The organism is Saccharopolyspora halophila (assembly GCF_039531955.1).
In the GTDB taxonomy this organism is placed as follows: Bacteria; Actinomycetota; Actinomycetes; order Mycobacteriales; family Pseudonocardiaceae; genus Saccharopolyspora; species Saccharopolyspora halophila.
Genome location: NZ_BAAARA010000009.1, coordinates 31033 through 50166, shown reverse-complemented (window position 1 = coordinate 50166; position 19134 = coordinate 31033). Strand labels below are relative to the sequence as shown.

At 70.9% G+C, this 19134-nt stretch carries 16 protein-coding genes and 1 riboswitch; of the genes, 2 read left to right on the top strand and 14 right to left on the bottom strand.

From position 1 onward, the window contains the following. Positions 1–111: 111 nt before the first annotated feature. The 7 genes from gcvP to ABD289_RS15270 form a co-directional block, all read right to left on the bottom strand. Positions 112–3000, bottom strand: coding sequence for an aminomethyl-transferring glycine dehydrogenase (gcvP, locus tag ABD289_RS15300; protein ID WP_344132215.1), 2889 nt, complete (start codon positions 2998–3000; stop codon positions 112–114). 162 nt (positions 3001–3162) lie between these two features. After that, positions 3163–3264, bottom strand: a riboswitch (glycine riboswitch). A gap of 78 nt (positions 3265–3342) precedes the next feature. Continuing rightward, positions 3343–3915 (bottom strand): MerR family transcriptional regulator, encoded by a 573-nt coding sequence (locus ABD289_RS15295; protein ID WP_344132212.1) that lies wholly within the window; start codon positions 3913–3915, stop codon positions 3343–3345. Positions 3916–4227: 312 nt separating this feature from the next. Further along, on the bottom strand, positions 4228–4704 hold the full coding sequence (locus tag ABD289_RS15290; protein WP_132626999.1) for a bifunctional nuclease family protein: 477 nt from the start codon (positions 4702–4704) through the stop codon (positions 4228–4230). A gap of 374 nt (positions 4705–5078) precedes the next feature. Beyond that, positions 5079–5543: a glycogen accumulation regulator GarA gene (garA, locus tag ABD289_RS15285; RefSeq protein ID WP_344132204.1), complete on the bottom strand. Its 465-nt coding sequence runs from the start codon at positions 5541–5543 to the stop codon at positions 5079–5081. Between the two features lie 118 nt (positions 5544–5661). After that, complete coding sequence (gcvH, locus tag ABD289_RS15280; protein WP_344132200.1) at positions 5662–6045, bottom strand: glycine cleavage system protein GcvH; 384 nt, start codon at positions 6043–6045, stop codon at positions 5662–5664. A gap of 241 nt (positions 6046–6286) precedes the next feature. After that, positions 6287–6967, bottom strand: coding sequence for a cardiolipin synthase ClsA (gene clsA, locus ABD289_RS15275; RefSeq protein WP_425564691.1), 681 nt, complete (start codon positions 6965–6967; stop codon positions 6287–6289). 172 nt (positions 6968–7139) lie between these two features. Beyond that, complete coding sequence (locus tag ABD289_RS15270; protein ID WP_344132419.1) at positions 7140–7352, bottom strand: hypothetical protein; 213 nt, start codon at positions 7350–7352, stop codon at positions 7140–7142. A 339-nt stretch (positions 7353–7691) separates the two neighbouring features. Between ABD289_RS15270 and ABD289_RS15265 the strand changes: the two genes are divergently transcribed. Together ABD289_RS15265 and ABD289_RS15260 are read left to right on the top strand one after the other, a co-directional pair. Then, entirely contained in the window at positions 7692–9569 is a 1878-nt protein-coding gene (locus ABD289_RS15265; protein WP_344132197.1) for a propionyl-CoA synthetase, read from the top strand. Positions 9570–9655: 86 nt separating this feature from the next. Continuing rightward, a complete protein-coding gene (locus ABD289_RS15260) occupies positions 9656–11230 on the top strand; it encodes a beta-N-acetylhexosaminidase (protein ID WP_344132194.1) in 1575 nt (524 codons plus the stop codon). A gap of 117 nt (positions 11231–11347) precedes the next feature. Here ABD289_RS15260 and ABD289_RS15255 read toward each other — a convergent pair whose 3' ends face one another. The 7 genes from ABD289_RS15255 to ABD289_RS15225 all read right to left on the bottom strand — a co-directional run bounded on the left by ABD289_RS15255 (position 11348) and on the right by ABD289_RS15225 (position 19111). After that, entirely contained in the window at positions 11348–11587 is a 240-nt protein-coding gene (locus ABD289_RS15255) for a phosphopantetheine-binding protein (protein WP_344132191.1), read from the bottom strand. A gap of 219 nt (positions 11588–11806) precedes the next feature. After that, on the bottom strand, positions 11807–12457 hold the full coding sequence (locus ABD289_RS15250) for an isochorismatase family protein (RefSeq protein WP_344132188.1): 651 nt from the start codon (positions 12455–12457) through the stop codon (positions 11807–11809). A gap of 29 nt (positions 12458–12486) precedes the next feature. Further along, entirely contained in the window at positions 12487–14112 is a 1626-nt protein-coding gene (locus tag ABD289_RS15245) for a (2,3-dihydroxybenzoyl)adenylate synthase (RefSeq protein ID WP_344132185.1), read from the bottom strand. Between the two features lie 8 nt (positions 14113–14120). Then, the gene (gene dhbC, locus ABD289_RS15240; protein ID WP_344132182.1) at positions 14121–15371 is read right to left on the bottom strand and encodes an isochorismate synthase DhbC; all 1251 of its coding nucleotides are present in this window, start codon (positions 15369–15371) and stop codon (positions 14121–14123) included. Positions 15372–15398: 27 nt separating this feature from the next. Further along, the gene (locus ABD289_RS15235) at positions 15399–16184 is read right to left on the bottom strand and encodes a 2,3-dihydro-2,3-dihydroxybenzoate dehydrogenase (RefSeq protein WP_344132179.1); all 786 of its coding nucleotides are present in this window, start codon (positions 16182–16184) and stop codon (positions 15399–15401) included. A 150-nt stretch (positions 16185–16334) separates the two neighbouring features. Continuing rightward, on the bottom strand, positions 16335–17465 hold the full coding sequence (locus tag ABD289_RS15230; RefSeq protein ID WP_344132176.1) for a carboxyl transferase domain-containing protein: 1131 nt from the start codon (positions 17463–17465) through the stop codon (positions 16335–16337). Positions 17466–17662: 197 nt separating this feature from the next. Further along, positions 17663–19111 carry an acyl-CoA synthetase gene (locus ABD289_RS15225; RefSeq protein ID WP_344132416.1) on the bottom strand — a complete coding sequence of 483 codons (1449 nt, stop codon included), beginning with the start codon at positions 19109–19111 and terminating at the stop codon, positions 17663–17665. Positions 19112–19134 lie beyond the last annotated feature (23 nt).

Sequence of the window (19134 nt, the reverse complement as noted above, 5' to 3'; positions counted from 1 at the left end):
CCCCTTCCTGGCGTGTCGATCACGCCGGGAAGGGGCCGGATCAGCGCTGCGGGCCGTCCGCTCCGCGCCCGAGCGGCGAAGTCGCGAACGAGACCCGCACCTCGCCGGGCTTCAGCTCTGGTAGGCCTCCAGCGGCGGGCAGGAGCAGACCAGGTTGCGGTCGCCGCGCGCACCGTCGATGCGCCGCACCGGCGGGAACACCTTCGCCGCGTCGGTGCCCAGCGGGTAGGCCGCCTGCTCCCGCGAGTAGGCGTGGTTCCACTCCTGAGCCAGGCAGGCCGCGTTGTGCGGCGCGCCCACCAGCGGATTGTCCTCGACGGGCCACTGCCCGGCCACGACCTTGTCGATCTCGGCGCGGATGGCGATCATCGCCTCGCAGAAGCGATCCAGCTCGGCGAGGTTCTCGCTCTCGGTCGGCTCGACCATCAACGTGCCCGCGACCGGGAAGGACATGGTCGGCGCGTGGATGCCGTAGTCCGAGAGCCGCTTGGCGATGTCGTCGACGCTGATGCCGCTCTCCTTGCTGATCGGCCGCAGGTCGAGGATGCACTCGTGGGCCACGTAACCGCCCTCACCGGTGTAGAGCACCGGGAAGTGCTCGCGCAGCCGCCTGGCCACGTAGTTGGCCGAGGCGACGGCGGTCAGCGTCGCGCGCCGCAGCCCGTCGGCGCCCATCATCCGCACGTAGGCCCAGGAGATCGGCAGGATCGAGGCGCTGCCCCACGGGGCGGCGCTGATCGGCCCGACGCCGGTGTCCGGACCGGCCGCGGGCTGCAGCGGGTGGTTGGGCAGGAACGGCGTCAGGTGCTCGCGCACACCGATCGGGCCCACGCCCGGGCCGCCACCGCCGTGCGGGATGCAGAACGTCTTGTGCAGGTTCAGGTGCGAGACGTCGGAGCCGAACTTGCCCATCCGGGCCAGGCCGATCAGCGCGTTCAGGTTCGCGCCGTCCACGTAGACCTGACCGCCCGCGTCGTGCACCAGACCGCAGACCTCCCGCACGGTGTCCTCGTAGACGCCGTGCGTGGACGGGTAGGTGATCATGATGGCCGCGAGGTCCTCGGCGTGCTTGGCCGCGAGCTCGCGCAGGTGCTCCATCTCGATGTTGCCCTGCTCGTCGCAGCGCACCACGACGACGCGCATACCGGCCATGACCGCGCTCGCGGCGTTGGTGCCGTGCGCCGACGCCGGGATCAGGCACACGTCGCGGTCCGTCCCACCACGGCTGTGGTGGTAAGCGCGGATCGCCAGCAGACCGGCGAACTCGCCCTGGCTGCCGGCGTTGGGCTGCAGGCTCACCGCGTCGTAGCCGGTGACCTCGGCCAGCCAGTTCTCCAGGTCGGAGACCACCTGCAGCAGTCCCTCGGCGTCCTGGGCCGGGGCGAACGGGTGCAGCGAGGAGAACTCGGGCCAGGTGATCGGCTCCATCTCGGCCGTCGCGTTGAGCTTCATGGTGCACGAACCCAGCGGGATCATGCTCCGGTCCAGCGCGATGTCCTTGTCCGAGAGGGCGCGCAGGTAGCGCAGCAGCGAGGTCTCGGAGCGGTGGGTGTGGAACACCGGGTGCGTCAGGTACTCGGAGGTGCGCACCAGCGCGCTCGGCAGCGCATCGGCGGTCTCGGCGTCGATGGCGTCGGCGTTGCCCGCAGCCACGCCGAACGCCCGCCACACCCCGTCCAGGTGCGCGCGCGTGGTGGTCTCGTCGCAGCTGATGCCGACGTGGTCGGCGTCCACCCGGCGCAGGTTGATGCCCTCCTGGCGAGCCGCGGCCAGCACCTCGTCGGCGCGGCCGGGCACCTTGGCGACCACCGTGTCGAAGAACTCCCGGTTCACGACCTCGACGCCACCGCGGCGCAACTGCTCGGCCAGCACGGTCGCCATCCGGTGCGCACGGGTCGCGATCGCCCGCAGCCCGTCCGGGCCGTGGTAGACCGCGTACATCGCGGCGACCACGGCCAGCAGCACCTGCGCCGTGCAGATGTTGCTGGTCGCCTTCTCGCGGCGAATGTGCTGCTCGCGGGTCTGCAGCGCGAGGCGGTACGCCTGGTTGCCGTCGGCGTCGACGCTCACGCCGACCAACCGCCCGGGCAGCTGGCGCTCCATGCCCTTGACCACCGCCATGTACCCGGCGTGCGGGCCGCCGAAGCCCATCGGCACGCCGAAGCGCTGGGTGTTGCCCACGACCACGTCGGCGCCCATCTCGCCCGGCGAGCGCAGCAGCGTCAGCGCCAGCAGGTCCGCGGCGACCACGGCCTTGGCGCCGCGCTCGTGGATCTCGCCGATCAGGGCCTCGTGGTCGCGCACGGCACCGGAGGCGCCGGGGTAGGACAGCAGCGCGCCGAAGAAGTCGCCCTCGGGCAGCTCGCCTCCGGCCAGGTCGGCGACGACGACCTCGATGCCCAGCGGCTCCGCGCGGGTCTGGATGACCGCGATGGTCTGCGGCAGCGTGTCGGCGTCGACCAGGAAGCGCGGCGACTTGCTCTTGCCCGCGCGACGCACCAGGGTCATGCCCTCGGCGGCGGCGGTGGCCTCGTCCAGCACCGAGGCGTTGGCCACCGGCACACCGGCCAGGTCCGAGACCATGGTCTGGAAGTTCAGCAGCGCCTCGAGACGGCCCTGCGAGATCTCCGGCTGGTACGGGGTGTACGCGGTGTACCAGGCCGGGTTCTCCAGCACGTTGCGCATGATCACCGGGGGGGTGACCGTGCCGTGGTAGCCGAGCCCGATCATCTCCGCGTGCGGCCTGCAGCGGCCCGCCAGCTCGCGCAACTCGTCCAGCGCCTCGGTCTCGGTGGCCGGGTCGGGCAGCGCCAGCTGCAGGTCACCTTCGCGGATGCTGTCCGGGACGGCCTTCTGCCCCAATTCCTCCAGCGAGCCGACGCCGATGACGTCGAGCATGCGGGCGAGCTCGGCGGGCATCGGTCCGACATGCCGGTCGGCGAAGGGCCTGCCGTGCTCCAACGCGGCCAAGGGAATGCGATCGTGCTTACCGTCGGTCATCGCCAAACCTCACTCATCACGGCGAACAAAGGGCGGCAGCCGGGGCTGCTCTCCCCCTCTGTCACTGTCCGCGAAGCGAACGCCTGAGAGCTTCACCCACGCTGTGGGCTTGCACCGTCGGCGGAGTGCACCACGCGTGGCGCACCCTCTTTCCAGAGGTATCTCGCCCGTGCGGTCCAGGTGGCCTGAGAGGTTGTCGGGGAGATTTGCTCCTTCGGCGCCTGCTCCGGCACTGCCGGTCCAGGGCTCTCCCGCACGGGGTCGGCGATAGCGGTCAGGCTACCCGATCAACAGCGCATTGCGGATCCGCGATGTCGGCTGTCGCACAAACAGACGATCCGGTCAGCCGGTCTCGGCCTGCCGCTCGCGCCTGCGTTGTGCCAGCTCATCGGCCAGCTGGGCCTCGATGTTCTCGCCACCGTCGGCCCGCTCGGCGGGGAACTCGTGGATGGTTCCGCTGATCTCGCGCATCGCTCCGCTGACCGCGATGCCGAACACGCCCTGGCCGCCCTGCAACAGATCGACCACCTCCTCCGCGGAGGTGCACTCGTAGACCGTGGTGCCGTCGCTGAACAGCGTGAGCTTCGCCAGGTCCTGCACACCGCGGTTGCGCAGGTGCTCCACCGCGACTCGGATGTTGTGCAGCGACACCCCGGTGTCCAGCAGTCGCTTGACCACCTTGAGCACCAGGATGTCCTTGAACGAGTACAACCGCTGCGAACCGGAGCCGGCGGCACCGCGTATGGACGGCCCGACCAGCTTCGTCCGCGCCCAGTAGTCGAGTTGCCGGTAGGTGATGCCCGCGATCTGACACGCCGCAGGCCCCCGGTAACCGACCAGTTCGTCCGGCAGCGAGGCGTCGGCGAACAGTTCACCCTGCTCCGCAGCACTCGAGTCGGCTGCTTCCTCGACCACGCCTGCCTCCCCTCGTCCGGCCGTGCGGCCGACGACGATCACCAGCGCCCGGATCCGTGGCGATCCAGCGACGCGAACCTTGTGCCCACACCACCCGCGGTGGCGGTACCGGCTGAATCACACCAGGGCAATTCGCGCACTTCGAAGGTAGGCCCGCCCGGCGAGCGGGTCAACGCGACGCGCGGGGCGGCGGGCCGAACACTTCGACGCGCGAAACGTCCGGTGACGAGCAGGCCCCCGGGAGCGGCGAACCGCTCCCGGGGGCCTGTCGTTGGCTTCACGTCATTCGTCGACGAGCCCGGCGACCGGGCTTCACGTGTCGGCGCCGCGGAAGTCCTCCGGAGAAACGGAGTCGAGGAACTCGCGGAACTTCTCCACCTCGTCCTCCTGCTCGTCCGGAATGATCAATCCCGCTTCGTCCAGCACCGACTCGTCGGCGTGAATGGGCACACCGATCCGCAGCGCGAGCGCCACCGAGTCGCTCGGCCGCGCCGACACCCGCACGTCTCCGTCGAACACCAGCTCGGCGAAGAAGGTGCCTTCCTGCAGATCGGTGATCCGGACCTGTTCCAGGTCCCGGCCGAGCGCACCGATGACATCCTTGAGCAGGTCGTGCGTCAGCGGCCGCTGGGGCCGCACGCCCTGCTGCTCGAGGGCGATCGCAGTGGCCTCCACCGACCCGATCCAGATCGGCAGGTAGCGCTCACCCTGCGCCTCGCGCAACAGCAGGATCGGCTGGTTCGCCGGTAGTTCCACTCGCACGCCGACGACGCGCATCTCGCTGCTCATCGTCACATCGCCTCCTCCAGCGCGCCGAAGCGTGACATCCCCGTCGAGGATCGCGCACCGACGCCTCCGACGCTACCCGCGATACGGCGGACACGCCCATCCCTACAAGCGGTCCGGCGGTCCTCCGCCTTGCGCAGTCGTTGTTGCCGGGACTCGTGGCCCTGACCGCCGGCTCGGCTCCTCGTCGAGCGTCACCCGGCACGATACACCGCACGAACTCCCTGGCTGCGCAGTGCAAACCGCCTGCGCCACCGGAAAATTCCCGGCATCAGGGGCGCATCCGCGCGCTGGCGCGCAGCTGCTTCACGCGTCAGCGGGGCGACGCCCGGTGGCGCCGCCCCGCTGACGGTAGTCATGTACCCCCTGGGCAGGCCTCAGCGGCCGCCCTGGCCCCCATCGATCGGCCCGGTCAGGAAGACCAGCCGGAACTTACCGATCTGCACCTCGTCGCCGTTGGCCAGCACCGAGGTGTCCACCGGTTCCCGGTTGACGTAGGTCCCGTTGAGGCTGCCCACGTCGACCACCACGAAGTCGTTGCCTTCCCGGCGGAACTCCGCGTGACGACGGGAGACCGTGACATCGTCGAGGAAGATGTCACTGTCCGGGTGCCGTCCGGCGTTGGTGGTCTCCCGGTCCAGGAGGAACCGCGAGCCCGCGTTCGGGCCGCGCTTGACCACCAGCAAGGCCGAACCCGCGGGCAGCGCGTCGACCCCGGCTGCGGCGGCGGGCTCCGGAGCCCCGCTCTCGGTGCTTTCCTGCTCCGAGAAGGGCCTGAAGACCGAGGTGGTCTCCGGTGACTGCTCCGGCGGAACGTCGCCGAAGCCGCTGTTTTGGCTCACCTGAGCTCTCCTCTACGCGGATAGATCGTGCCAAGTATGCACCCAACGTACCGTGCCTGGACAGGCCCGGGACGCGCGACTCCCGACATCGGCAGGCGCCGAATACCGGTTGTGACGATCATGCCTGGTCGATGACCTTCTGGTACCCCTCGGCGTCCAGCAGGGCGTCCAATTGCTCCGGTTCGGCGAGCCGGATCTCCACCATCCAGCCGTCATCCTGCGGAGCCGAATTGACCAGCTCGGGCTGATCTTCGAGCGCGTCGTTACGGCCGGTCACCTCGCCGGCGACCGGCGCGTAGATGTCCGAGACGCTCTTGGTCGATTCCACCTCGCCGAGCGCGTCCCCAGCGGCGACCTGCTGCCCCACTTCCGGGAGCTGCACGAAAACCACGTCGCCCAGCTGCTGCTGGGCGTAATCGGTGATCCCGATGCGCACCACGTCATCCGTCCTGCGCTGGACCCACTCGTGCTCTTCGGTGTACCTGATGTCCGGGGCCGTCACGAGGTCCCGCCTTCCTGCCGCTGTTGCAACGCGCCGGTGATCGGCTTCGGCGAAAGGTACTGGCCCCGCGCAACGGGCCGCAAGGCGACGCGCGATCGGCTGAGAAGCCGCTCAGCGCCCGCTGCGCAGCCCCGGCGCCGAACGGCGCGCTGCGGGCCCCACCCCTGAACAGGGCCGCGAGAGGTCTCCCCGCCGAGCCGGAAGCGGGTCGGGCCCCGGCGCCGGAACCGGCGCGGCGGGCCTACGTTCGCGCTTGGCGGACCGCGGCGATGACCTGGCCGAGGTAGAGGATCCCGGCCCAGAGGTAGAGCGCGCCGCCCCAGCAGGTGAAGGCGTAGGCGATCGGGCGAACCACGTCCGCGCCGATGAAGTCCTCCTGCACCAGCAGCAGCAGCGGGAACGCGTACATCAGGCAGAAGGTGGCCGCCTTGCCCAGGTAGTGCACGTCCGGCGGCTCGTAGCCGTGCCAGCGCAGCACCGGCAGACAGAGCGTGAGCACGATGTCGCGGCCGACGAGGGCCACGGCCGCCCACCAGGGAATGACATCGCGGAGCACGAAGGCCGCGAGGGTGGCCACGATGTAGAGGCGGTCGGCGGCTGGGTCCAGCAGCTCGCCGATGCGGCTGTACTGGTTGAGCCAGCGTGCGAGCTTCCCGTCGAGCCAGTCGGTGATGCCGGAGACCACCAGCACCAGCAGGGCGAGCAGATCGGACTGCGGACCGAGCAGCAACCACAGGAACAGCGGCACCCCGGCCAGCCGGACCACGCTGAGCAGGTTGGGCAGCGTCCACAGCGGGTCGGCCCAGACGCCACGGGCGACTTCCCGGATCCGGTCCATGCCGGGATCCGGAAGCTCCCCGTTGCTCGCGTCGGTCGCACCGCTCGTGGTGTTGTCCGTGGTGCGCTCGGCGTCCTGCACCACGAGCCTCCCCTGAATGGTTGTGCGCACTGTCCCGCAACGGGTGCACACTCGTGCATCCTGACCCGATCAGGGTCTCATATGGGCTGCACAACCCACTTGGCGGCCGGATGCCGCGCGCGGAGTCGAAGCGACCGGACCGCGCACGAGCCGGGGCTCGGCCACCGGTGCGCGATCAGCGGCGGCGGTGCGTCCAGCCCCGGCGGTGCAGTTCGGCGTCGGTCAGGAACCGCGCCCTGCCCCTGTCGTCCACGCCCGCCCAGCGAGCGCCTGCGGCGCCCTCGCGGACGTAGCAGTGGCCACCGCTCCACACCACGCTGCAGGGCGCGGTCGGTAGTTCACCCGCGCTCGGTCCATCCGCCTCGGCGGACCCATCGGACGGCGACATCCCTGCGGACAGGGCCGGTTTCGTGCTCATCGTTCGTAGCACCTCCGATTATTTTGTCGGCGCCAAGCAGCTCGGTGTTAGCCCGGGCCATCGACTCTGCCGCGATTGTGTGCCCCTGAAACCGCAATGTCGCGCTGGAACCGAGGTGTCGCGCCCAGCGGCCGATCACCGTCGCCGAGCAGCCGTCCGGCCGGCGCCCGGCGTTCGGCGCGGGCGATGACGCTCGCCCGCTCGCGGCGTCGCGCGGTGACCGCGCCGTTTCGGCGTGAACCTGGCGCCGGTGCGGCATGTGCGGTACTAACCGGGGCAACATCACCTTCGCCGACACTGGAGTCAGTTATGGGTGCCTACGCCGAGGCCTATCAGCGGAGCCTGACCGACCGCGAGGGGTTCTGGCTCGACGCGGCGCGCGCGATCGACTGGGACGAACCGCCGACCCGGGCGCTGGACGATTCCGCGGCTCCGTTCTACCGCTGGTTCCCGGACGGCGAGCTCAACACCTGCTTCAACGCGCTGGACCGCCACGTGCGCGACGGGCGCGGCGAGCAGCCCGCGCTGATCTGGGACTCGGCGATGACCGGCGCGGTCCGCACCTGGACCTACAGCGAGCTGCTCGCGAAGGTCGCGCACTTCGCCGGGGCGCTGCGCGCGCAGGGGGTCTCCCGCGGCGACCGCGTGGTGATCTACCTGCCGATGATCCCGGAGGCCGCCGTGGCGATGCTGGCGTGCGCGCGGATCGGCGCGGTGCACTCGGTGGTCTTCGGCGGTTTCGCGCCCAAGGAACTGGCCGCGCGGATCGACGACGCGCGGCCCTCGGTGATCGTGGCCGCCTCGTGCGGGCTGGAGCCGGGACGCGTCGTGGAGTACAAGCCGATCGTCGACGAGGCGCTGAGCCTGACCGAGCACCAGCCGGGCAAGGTGATCGTGTTCCAGCGACCGCAGGCACGAGCCGAGCTGGGCCCGCGCGACGTCGATTGGCAGGACGCCCTGGCGGGGGCCGAACCCGCCGAGTGCGTGCCGGTGGCGGCCACCGATCCGCTCTACGTGCTCTACACCTCGGGAACCACCGGGCGCCCGAAGGGCGTGGTCCGCGACAACGGTGGCCACGCGGTGGCGCTGCGCTGGTCGATGGCCAACATCTACGACATCTCCCCCGGCGACGTCTTCTGGACAGCCTCGGACGTCGGCTGGGTGGTCGGGCACTCCTACATCGTCTACGCGCCGCTGCTGACCGGAGCCACGACCGTGCTCTACGAGGGCAAGCCGGTGGGCACCCCGGATGCCGGCGCGTTCTGGCGCGTCATCGCGCAGCACCGGGTCAAGGCGCTGTTCACCGCGCCCACCGCGCTGCGCGCGATCAAGCGGGTCGATCCGGACGCCGAGCAGCTCGCCGCGCACGACACCTCGTGGCTGCGGACGCTGTTCCTGGCCGGCGAGCGGCTCGACCCGGAGACCTACCACTGGGCCGCCGAGAAGCTGGACGTCCCGGTGATCGACCACTGGTGGCAGACCGAGACGGGCTGGCCGATCTGCGCGAACCTGCGCGGGCTCGAGCCGATGCCGGTCAAGGCGGGCTCGCCGACGGTTCCCGCCCCCGGCTTCGAGATCGCGGTGCTGGATCAGGCGGGCAATCCGCTGCCGCCGGAGACCGATGGCGCCATCTGCCTGAAGCTGCCGCTGCCACCGGGCACGCTGCCGACGTTGTGGGGTGACGACGAGCGGTTCCGCGAGTCCTACCTCTCCCGCTACCCGGGCTACTACCTCACCGGGGACAACGGCTACGTCGATGCCGACGGGTACGTGTTCGTCATGGGCCGCACCGACGACGTGATCAACGTTGCGGGGCACCGGCTCTCGACCGGATCGATCGAAGCGGTGCTCGCCGCGCACCCCGCCGTGGCCGAGTGCGCGGTGATCGGCGTGCACGATCAGCTCAAGGGGCAGGTGCCGCGCGGCTTCGTGGTGCTCAAGTCGGGCGTGGAGATCACCGAGGAGCGGCTGCACGACGAGCTGGTGACGGCCGTGCGCGAGCAGATCGGACCGGTCGCCGCCTTCAAGGACGTGGCCGTGGTCGGCGGGCTGCCCAAGACGCGCTCCGGCAAGATCCTGCGCAAGTCGATGCGCGAGATCGCCGATCGCGGGGACACCAAGGTCCCCTCGACCATCGAGGACCCGGGCGTGCTGGAGGATCTCCGACCCTCGTTGCGCGCCGACTGACGCGGCCCGATACGTCCGTTTGGAGGCTTCCCCGGAACAGCGTGGTCTATACCTTTGGGTGGTTCCCTCCCGAGAGGAGCCACTCCATGAGCGCTAGACCCCGTTCGATGGCGCGCAGGACCGCGCTGGTCGCGGTCGCCGGAGCTCTGCTGGCCGCCGGAACCGTGGTTCCGGCGAGCGGTGCTCCGGCGGCCTCGCCCCTGGACGACATCATCCCCGCACCGGAGTCCGTCACCGCCGATCCGGGCTCCGGTTTCGAGCTCACGCAGCGGACCGCGATCCGGGCATCCGGCGAGGCCGCAGCCGTCGGCGACTACCTCGCGGGCGTGCTGCGCCCCTCGACCGGCCTGCCGCTGCCGGTCAACCGCAACGGGCGCGGTACCGGCAACATCGCCCTGACCCTGGACGGCGAGCAGGAGCTGGGCCCGGAGGGATACCGGTTGCGCGTCGACGACGACGTGGTCCGGTTGCGAGCCACCACCACCGACGGCCTGTTCAACGGCGTGCAGACGCTGCGCCAGCTGCTGCCCGCCGGGATCGAGAGCACGACCCCGCGGAGCGGCCCGTGGACGATGCCCGGGGGCGAGGTCGTGGACACGCCGCGGTTCGGGCACCGGGCGGCGATGCTGGACGTGGCGCGGCACTTCTTCGGCGTCGAGGAGGTCAAGCGCTACATCGATCAGCTGGCCAAGTACAAGATCAACCGGCTGCACCTGCACCTGTCGGACGACCAGGGCTGGCGGCTCCAGATCAAGAGCTGGCCGCGGCTGACCGAACACGGCGGCAGCACCGAGGTCGGGGGCGGCCCCGGCGGGTACTACACCCAGCAGGACTACACCGAGATCGTCGACTACGCGGCCTCCCGGCACATGACCGTGATCCCGGAGATCGACATGCCGGGGCACACCAACGCCGCGCTGTCGTCCTACCCGGAGCTCAACTGCGATGGCCAGGCCCCACCGCTCTACACCGGCATCGAGGTCGGCTTCAGCTCGCTGTGCGTGGACAAGGACATCACCTACCGGTTCGTCGAGGACGTGATCCGCGAGGTCAGCGCGCTCACCCCCGGCCAGTACCTGCACATCGGCGGCGACGAGGCGCACTCGACCACCGACGAGGACTACATCGCCTTCATGTCCGAGGTGCTGCCCCTGGTCGAGAAGTACGGCAAGCGGCCGATGGGATGGCACGAGTACGGCAAGGCCGCCCCGCAGGGCGATGCGGTGCTGCAGTTCTGGGGCACCACCAACAGCGACCCGGTGCTCGGCGAGGCCGTGGCCCGCGGCAACGAGATCCTGGTCTCGCCCGCGAACAGATCCTACCTGGACCAGAAGTACGACGAGAACACCGAGCTCGGGTTGAACTGGGCCGGGCCGACCACGGTCTCGGAGTCCTACACGTGGGACCCCGGCAGCTATCTGCAGGACGTGCCGGAGGAATCGGTCCTGGGCGTCGAGGCTCCGATGTGGACCGAGACCCTGGAGGAGTCCGATCACATCGAGTTCATGGCCTTCCCCAGGCTGCCGGCGATCGCGGAACTGGCGTGGTCACCGAAGGAGGCCCTGGGCTGGGAGTCGTTCAGCCGGCGGCTAGCCACCCACGGACCGCGTTTCGAGGCGGCGGGCATCGACTACTACCGCTCACCGCAGGTCCCCTGGTAGCGGCGGAACCGGATCGCGCTGACCTCGCCGGAGCCCGCGCGGGCTCCGGCGAGGTCAGCCGCCGTTCCCGGAAACGGGAGGAAACCGGTCGACCGGGCGGCGGGGCCGCCGCGCCGGTCAGACCCCGACCTTGGGTTCCAGCACCGCCCACCAGTCGGCGAGGGTGGGCCGCTCGGCCAGGTCGGCGAAGGTGACCTGCACACCCTGCTTGCGCCACTGCTCGACCAGGGTCATCACCCGGACCGAGTCCAAGCCCCAGTCGATGAGTTCCTCGTCATCGGCGAGTTCCGCCGGGTCCTCGAAGAGGAGCTCGGCGACCTGCGCGCGGACGTCCTCCAGGGTGAGCTTCGCGGGCATCGTCATCTCCTCGTCGTCTCAGGGGTCCTTGCAGTATGCGGCGACGGCCGCTGTTCCAGGTGCGGGACTCTGCCCGCACCACCGGGGTTCTGCCGCGTCGTGCGGCGAGGACAGCCGCGACCCCGCGTAGGTGGCTACTCAGGGAGTGGCTCCCGCAGCCACACGGCGCGTCAGGTTCCCCCACCCGCACCGTCACGCAAACCAAGCGGAAGTATCTCCTCAGACCGTCTCGGTCGCGCGGGTCAGGGATTCGGCCAGGTTGGCGCTGGTGTCCACGACACCGCAGTTGCGCGCCGCGTACTGCAGCGCCATCCGGTGGTTGTCCAGGGAGAAGTCGGCCACGCCGTCGGCGGCGAGGAACGCCTGGACCTCCTGCTGGAAGGCCTCGGCCGCGGTCATCATGCAACCGATGTGGGCGTAAACGCCGGTGATGACCAGCTGGTCACGTCCCCACTCGCGCAGCAGTTCGCGCAGCTCGGTGCGCTGGAAAGCGCTGTAACGCCACTTGGTCAGGCGCACGTCGTCCGGCTGCGGGGCCAGCTCGTCGATGATCTCCTCCATCGCCGGGTCGGCCACGCCGGGGCCCCACCATTCCAGCTGCAACCCGCGCTGTTCCGGGGTCTGCCCGCCGGGCTGCGCGCAGTAGACGACCGGGACACCTGCGGCGCGCGCCTTTTCGGCCAGGCTCGCGATGTTCGGCACGACCTGGTTCAGCGGTTCGGCGTCCCGGGTGAAGGCGTCGACGAAGTGCCGTTCCATGTCGTGCACCAGCAGTACCGCGCGTTCGCGGTCGACGTGCCACGACACCTTGTTGGCGGGCAGTTCCTCGGGCCGCGGGACCCGGTAGGGGGCGATCCTGGGAAGCGCCACGGTGATTCCTTTCAGATCTGGGCGGGTCTTCAGCCGGGCAGTTGCGGCACGAGCTCGCGGGTGATCGCTTCCCGCAGGTCGCGCTTGCTGGTCTTGCCGACGCCGGTCTGCGGGAACTGCTCGACGAACACCACCCGGTCCGGCACCTTGTAGCCGGCCAAGCCGCGCTGCCGGATGAACTTGATCAGCTCGCGGGACTTCGGCGCGGTTCCCCGCGCGACCACGAAGGCGCAGGTGCGCTCGCCGAGGTAGTCGTCGGGCATCGAGACCACGGCCGCGTCGTGGACCGCGGGATGGGCCAGCAGGTGGTTCTCCACCTCTTCGGCGGCGATCTTCTCGCCGCCCCGGTTGATCTGGTCCTTGGCCCGCCCCTCGACGACGAGGTTGCCCTCGGCGGTGAAGCGCACGACATCGCCGGTGCGGTAGAAGCCCTCCGGGGTGAACGCGCGAGCGTTGTGCTCCTCGGCCCGGTAGTAGCCGCGGATCGTGTAGGGCCCGCGGGTGAGCAGGTGACCGGTCTCCCCCGGCGGAACCGGCTCGTCCTCGTCATCGACCACCAGGACCTCGTCGTCCGGCGAGATCGGGCGCCCCTGGGTGGTGACGACGACCTCCTCCGGATCGTCCAGGCGGGTGTAGTTGACCAATCCTTCGGCCATGCCGAACACCTGCTGCAGGGTCGCTCCCAGCACCGGGCGCACCCGGCGCGCGGCCTCCTCGCTGAACTTCGCGCCGCCGACCTGCAGCACCTCCAGGCTGGAGAGGTCGTGCGAGCTCTCCGGGGCGGCGTCCAGCCACAGCAGCGCCAGCGGCGGCACCGCGGGTGCCTGCGTGACGCGCTCCCGCTCGATCAGCGGGAACACCTCGTCCGGGCTCGGCCTGCGCGCCAGCACCACCCGGCCACCGGCGTGGAAGACGCCGAGCGCGCCGGGCGAGCTCATCGGGAAGTTGTGCGCGGCGGGCAGCGCCACCATGTAGACGGTGTCCTCGGCGACCCCGCAGATCTCGTTGCTGGCGCGGAACGAGTAGATGTAGTCGTCGTGCGTGCGCGGGATGAGCTTGGGCACCCCGGTGCTGCCGCCGGACAGCTGCAGGAAGGCCACGTCGCTCGAGGACGGCTCGTCCAGCGCCACCGGCTCGGCGTCCACATCGGGCAACGCGGTGAACTCGCCCGGCTCGCCCGCGATGAACACCGCTAGATCGGGCAGCTTCTCGCGAACCTCGGCAGCGAGCGCGCGGTGGTCGAATCCGGCCTCGACATCGACGGTGAGGTAAGCGGTCGCCTCGGAGAACTCGCAGAAGTACGCGATCTCGGTCAGCCGGTGCGAGGGCAGCGCGAACACCGGCACCGCACCGAGGCGGAACAGCGCGAAGCAGACCTCGTAGTGCTCGGCGATGTTCGGCAGCTGGACCACGACGCGGTCGCCCTTGGCGATGCCCCGTTCGCGCAGCCCGGCGGCCAGCCGATCGGCCCGCTCGTCGAGTTCGCCGTAGGTGACGCGTCGCGTCGCGTCGACGACGGCGACGCGGTCGGGGTGCTTGGTCGCGCGCACCCGCAACATCTGGCCGTGGGTGTACCCCTGCCAGTAGCCGGCGGCCCGGTAGCGGTCGGCGCACTCGTCGGGCCACAGCGTGACCCCGGGAAGTGAAGCGATCATGATTCCCCTCAGAAGGCCTGTTCCAAGCCCATCGCGGACAGCGCGGTGCGGAACTTCGCGGTGGTTTCGGCCAGCTCCTCGGCGGGCTCGGACCCTGCGACGATGCCCGCGCCCGCGAACAGGCGCAACGACTCGTCCTCGACGTCGGCGCAGCGGATCGCCACCACCCACTCGCCGTCGCCGTCGGCGTCGCACCAGCCGACCATGCCCGCGTAGTAGCCGCGCTCGAACGGCTCGGTCTCGGCGATCGCCGAGCGCGCCCGATCCGGCGGCGTACCGCACACCGCCGGGGTCGGGTGCAACGCGTCGGCCAGTTCCAGCGAGGTGGTCGCCGGATCGCGCAGCTCGCCGCTGATCTCGGTGGCCAGGTGCCACATGGCGTTGGTGGACACGACCGAGGGCGCCTGCGGCACGTGCAGCTCGGAGCAGTACGGGCGCAGCGCTTCGGCCACCGCCTCGACCACCGCGGCGTGTTCGCGGTGGTCCTTCTCGGACTCGCTGAGCTCGGCGGCGCGCCGCCTGTCCTCGGCCGGGTCGTCGCTGCGCGGCCGGGATCCCGCCATCGGGTTGGACCGCACCGACGTGCCGCGCCGGGAGACCAGCAGTTCCGGGCTCGCACCGAGGAAGGTGCGGCTCAGCGCGGGCTGCGGGCCGAAGCTGTCGCGCGTGCCGTCCTCGCCGCGGCGCGGCAGGTCGACGGCGAAGGTGTAGCTGGCCGGGTCGGCGAGCGCCAGGCTGCGCAGCATCCCGCGGACGTCGACGGGTTCGCTCGGGGTGAGTTCCAGCGAGCGGGCCAGCACGGCCTTGCTCAGCTCACCGCGCTCCATCCGGCGCAGCAGCCGCTCGACGCCGCGCTCGTACTCCTCGGGTCCGGGCACGGAGCGCACCTCGAACTCCGGCCCGGCCACCGAGTGCCGCTGCGGCACCAGGACGTTCAGCGGCTCGGCGCGCACCACTTCCTCGGGCAGCACCAGGTGCGCGGGGAGGTCGGCGCCGAACGGCACGGCCCCCACCACCATCGGGTTGCGCCGCCCGAATTCCACGGCGCCGTCGAGGAATTCCCGCATCTGCTGGGGCAGTTGCTCCCGGGAGCACCGGGTCTTGGGCATGGTCGCGGCGACCCCGCGCGCCAGCAGCACACCTCTCGGACCGGAGAATAAGAACGACGATCCTGCCTCGTAGGCCGCGAGCAACCGGGCGGAGCCCGCGACGACCGTGTCGTCGGAGAGCACACCGGGTTCGGTGTCGATCGTGGTCATGGCAACCTTTCGCGATTCGCGGCGGGTTCAGGCGCGCAGCGTGGCGCCACCGTCGACGTACAGGTCATGCATCGTGATGTGCCCGGCCTCGTCGGAGACGAGGAAGACGACCGCGTTGGCGATGTCGGCCGGGGTGGCGAGCTTGCCCAGCGGAATGCCCGCCTTGTAGGTCTCCGGCGAACCCGCGATCACCTGCTCGGCGCCGCTCTCGTCGGCCCACATGCCGCGCTGCATGTCCGTGTCGGTCGAACCCGGTGCCACGATGTTGCAGCGGATGCCGTGCTCGGCCAGTTCCAGTCCGAGCGATTTGGTGAACATGGTGGCGGCGGCCTTGGACGCGGCGTAGGCCGACATGGAGTGGCGGGGCACGCCGGCGGCGTTGGATCCGACGGTCACGATCGCGCCCCGCCGCCGCGAGATCATGTGCTTGGAGACCTCGCGGCAGAGGTTGAACACCCCGGTGGCGTTGACCGCGAAGGTGCGCTGCCACTCTGCGTCGGTCATCTCCTGCGCGGAGCCGGTCTGCAGCACGCCCGCGACGTTGGCGAGGATGTCGACGGGGCCCTGCTGGGCTTCGACCACGGCCACCACCTCGGCCACCGCCGCGGGATCGGCGACATCGGCGCGGTAGGCCCGCACCCGGTGGCCCTTCGCGGTCAACTGCGCCGCGAGCGTTTCGACCCGCGCCCCGTTGCGATCCATCGCCGCCACCTCGGCGCCGCTGCCTGCCAGCGCGGTCGCCACTTCGGCCCCGATCCCCTGGCCCGCGCCGGTGACGATGGCGACCTTGCCGCTGATCCCCGTCCGGTTCATCGTGCCCTTCTGTGCATTCAGGCTAGCCTAACCTTTGTCAGGTAAGCCTGAGTTTAGAACACGGACCGTCCGGTTTCGCCCCGCCATCGGGGTGGCTTTGATCACCGAAGTGAGGTTTCGCTGCCGCTGGACGGCAACGCGACCCCGAATTCAGCCGACAACACCCCGGACGAAGCCCAGCTCCAGCAGGTCCTCCGGGCGGAGGCGGAGCAGCCCGGCCAGTTCGGGCACCTCGGGCTCCGAGCGCTTGAGGATGGCCGCCGCCGATTCGGGGGCGATCACCGCGAAGTAGGCGTCCGAGGTGATCCAGGTGCGTTCCGGGGCCGACAGGGCGAGCGCACCGCCCGAACCGCCCTCCCCGATGACCAGCGTGGTGACCGGCACGTCCGCGGCGGCCACGGCGCTGAACGCCTCGGCGATGGCCGGGCCGATACCGCCGCGCTCGGCCGCCGCGTCGTTGGCCGCTCCCGGGGTGTCCACGAGTGTCAGCACCGGGATGCCGAGCTGATCGGCGAGCCGGATCAAGCGCGCGGCGGTGCGGAATCCGGCCGGGGTGTTCGCGGTGCCGCACTGCGCGGCGAAGGCGATCGTGCGGCCGCCCCGGTCGCCGAAACCGCAGATCATGGCTTCGTCACGGCCACCTGTGCGATCGCCGCCGATCTCGAACCGGCGGTCGAAGTAGACGCCCAGGTACTCACCCGCGCGCGGGCGTTCGGCCGCCCGCGCGCGCTCGACGGCCTGCGATCCCGTTCGAACGGGTGCTCGCGCGGTCAACGCGACCGGAACCGGAGCCGGGTCCGGAGACGCCGCCACGCGAGCGGGGTGCAGCAGCTCCACCAGTTCGGCCAGTCGCGCGGGAAGCTCCTCCTCGGGAACCAGCCGGTCGATCTGGCCGTCGGCGTACTTGCCCTCGCTGCGAAACTCCACCCCGTCGGCGCCTCCGCGCACCCGGGCACCGCCGAAGGCCACGGCCGCTCCGGGCGTTGCCAGCACGACATCGGCGTTGGCGGCCAGCGCCGCCCACATCCCGCCGGTCGTCGGGTCGCGCAGCACGGCGATGTGCGGGATGCTCTCGCGCCTGATCGCCAAGCAGGCTCGCGCGATCACCTGCAGCTGCTGCAACGCGCGGATGCCCTCCTGCATCCTGCTGCCACCGGAGGCCACCAGCGAGACCACCGGCAGGCGCAGCTCACGGGCCCGCTCGAACGCGGCCGCGATGCGGGCGCCCGCGTCCGCGCCGACCGAGCCGCCCAGGAAGGCGAAGTCGAAGGCGATCAGCACCGCTTCTCGCCCACCGAGCCGCGCCCGCCCGCACAGCACCGATTCCGCGCTCCCGGAGCGCTCTGCCGCGCGAGCGCGCTGGCCGGCATAACCGGGCCAGTCCAGCGGACCGTCCCCGGTCGTGGCGGCGCCCGGGGGGGTCGAACTCGGCGAACTCCCGGCCGATCGCCTCGACCAGGGCGCGGGCACCGCTGTGCTCAGCCATGCCCGCCTTCCGCGAGCAACGCCTTCTTCTGCACCTTGCCCATCTCGTTGCGCGGCAGGGACTCGCGCAACCGCACCTCGCGCGGCCGCTTGTGCGGGGTCAGCAGCCCGGCGACGTGCTCGATCAGCTCCTGCTCGGACGCCTCGCCCACGGGAACCACCCAGGCGATGATCCGCTCGCCCAGGTCCGGATCGGGTTCACCGGTGACCGCGACCTCGGCGACCGCCGGGTGCTCGAGCAGGCAGTTCTCGATCTCGCCCGCGCCGATCTTGTAGCCACCGCTCTTGATGATGTCGGTGGCCTTGCGGCCGACGATGCGGACGTAGCCGTCCGGCGCGCGCACGGCCATGTCCCCGGTCCGGAACCAGCCGTCGCTGAAGGCCGCCTCGGTGGCATCGGGCCGGTTCAGGTAACCGCTGAACAGGTTCGAACCGCGCACCAGGATCTCACCGACGGTCTCGTCGTCGCTCGCAGTGATCTCGGCGCCCTGCTCGTCGACGAGCTTGAGCTCGACGCCCGCGAAGGGCCTGCCGACATAGCCGGGACGGCGATCGCCGTCGGCCCGCACACCGCAGTTCATGATCGTCTCGCTCATGCCGTAGCGCTCGACGACGCGCTGACCGGTGAGCCGCTCGATGCGCTCGTGCTCCACCGCGGGCAGCGCCGCCGAACCGGACACCAGCAGCCGGGCCTTGCCGATCGCCCCTCCCAGCTGCGGGTCTTGCTCCGCGTCGGCGGCGAGCCGGTGATACATCGTGGGAACGCCGAACATCATCGTGGCCGTGCCGGACAGCTCCTCGGCCACCGCGGAGGTGTCGAACTTCCCGAGGTGGCGCACCGAACCGCCCAGGCGGATCGGGCCCAGGGTGCCCAGGATCAACCCGTGCACGTGGAACAGCGGCAGCGCGTGCACCAGCACGTCGGCCTCGGTCCACTGCCACGCCTCGGACAGCGCGTCCAGGTTCGCCGCGATCGCGCGGCGCGGCAGCACCACGCCCTTGGGCGGACCCGTGGTCCCGGAGGTGTAGACGATCAGGGCGGGCGCATCGGGCACCGCGTCGTCGTGCGGCGCCGGGCGGCGCGCGGTGACGTCGATCTCGGCCACCGGGACGGTGCCGAACCCATCGGGCGCTGTGAACCCGGATTCGGCGAGCAACAACTCCGGCTCGCTGTCGCCGAGGATGTGGGCGAGCTCGCGCTCCCCCACCTTCGGGTTGATCGGCACCACCGCCGCACCCGCGCACAACCCGCCGATGACCGCCACCGCGGTCTCCAGGCTGTTGGTCGCCCACACCGCGACCCGCCGCTTGCCCCCGAGACGCTCGGCGACGGCACCGGCCGCGCCCGCCAGCTCCCGGTAGGTCAGCGCCCGATCGCCGAAGCGCAGCGCCTCGCCGTCGTCGGGTTCGCGCAACTTCGGGAACAGCACCTGGCCGACCATGACCACCTCCGCTAGGACTCTGA

Coding starts and splice junctions, on each gene's coding strand:
- gcvP (WP_344132215.1), bottom strand. CDS start 3,000: ATGACCGACGGTAAGCACGATCGCATTCCCTTGGCCGCGTTGGAGCAC.
- ABD289_RS15290 (WP_132626999.1), bottom strand. CDS start 4,704: ATGAGCAGCGAGATGCGCGTCGTCGGCGTGCGAGTGGAACTACCGGCG.
- ABD289_RS15270 (WP_344132419.1), bottom strand. CDS start 7,352: ATGTCGCCGTCCGATGGGTCCGCCGAGGCGGATGGACCGAGCGCGGGT.
- ABD289_RS15265 (WP_344132197.1), top strand. CDS start 7,692: ATGGGTGCCTACGCCGAGGCCTATCAGCGGAGCCTGACCGACCGCGAG.
- ABD289_RS15260 (WP_344132194.1), top strand. CDS start 9,656: ATGAGCGCTAGACCCCGTTCGATGGCGCGCAGGACCGCGCTGGTCGCG.
- ABD289_RS15255 (WP_344132191.1), bottom strand. CDS start 11,587: ATGCCCGCGAAGCTCACCCTGGAGGACGTCCGCGCGCAGGTCGCCGAG.
- ABD289_RS15245 (WP_344132185.1), bottom strand. CDS start 14,112: ATGATCGCTTCACTTCCCGGGGTCACGCTGTGGCCCGACGAGTGCGCC.
- dhbC (WP_344132182.1), bottom strand. CDS start 15,371: ATGACCACGATCGACACCGAACCCGGTGTGCTCTCCGACGACACGGTC.
- ABD289_RS15235 (WP_344132179.1), bottom strand. CDS start 16,184: ATGAACCGGACGGGGATCAGCGGCAAGGTCGCCATCGTCACCGGCGCG.
- ABD289_RS15225 (WP_344132416.1), bottom strand. CDS start 19,111: ATGGTCGGCCAGGTGCTGTTCCCGAAGTTGCGCGAACCCGACGACGGC.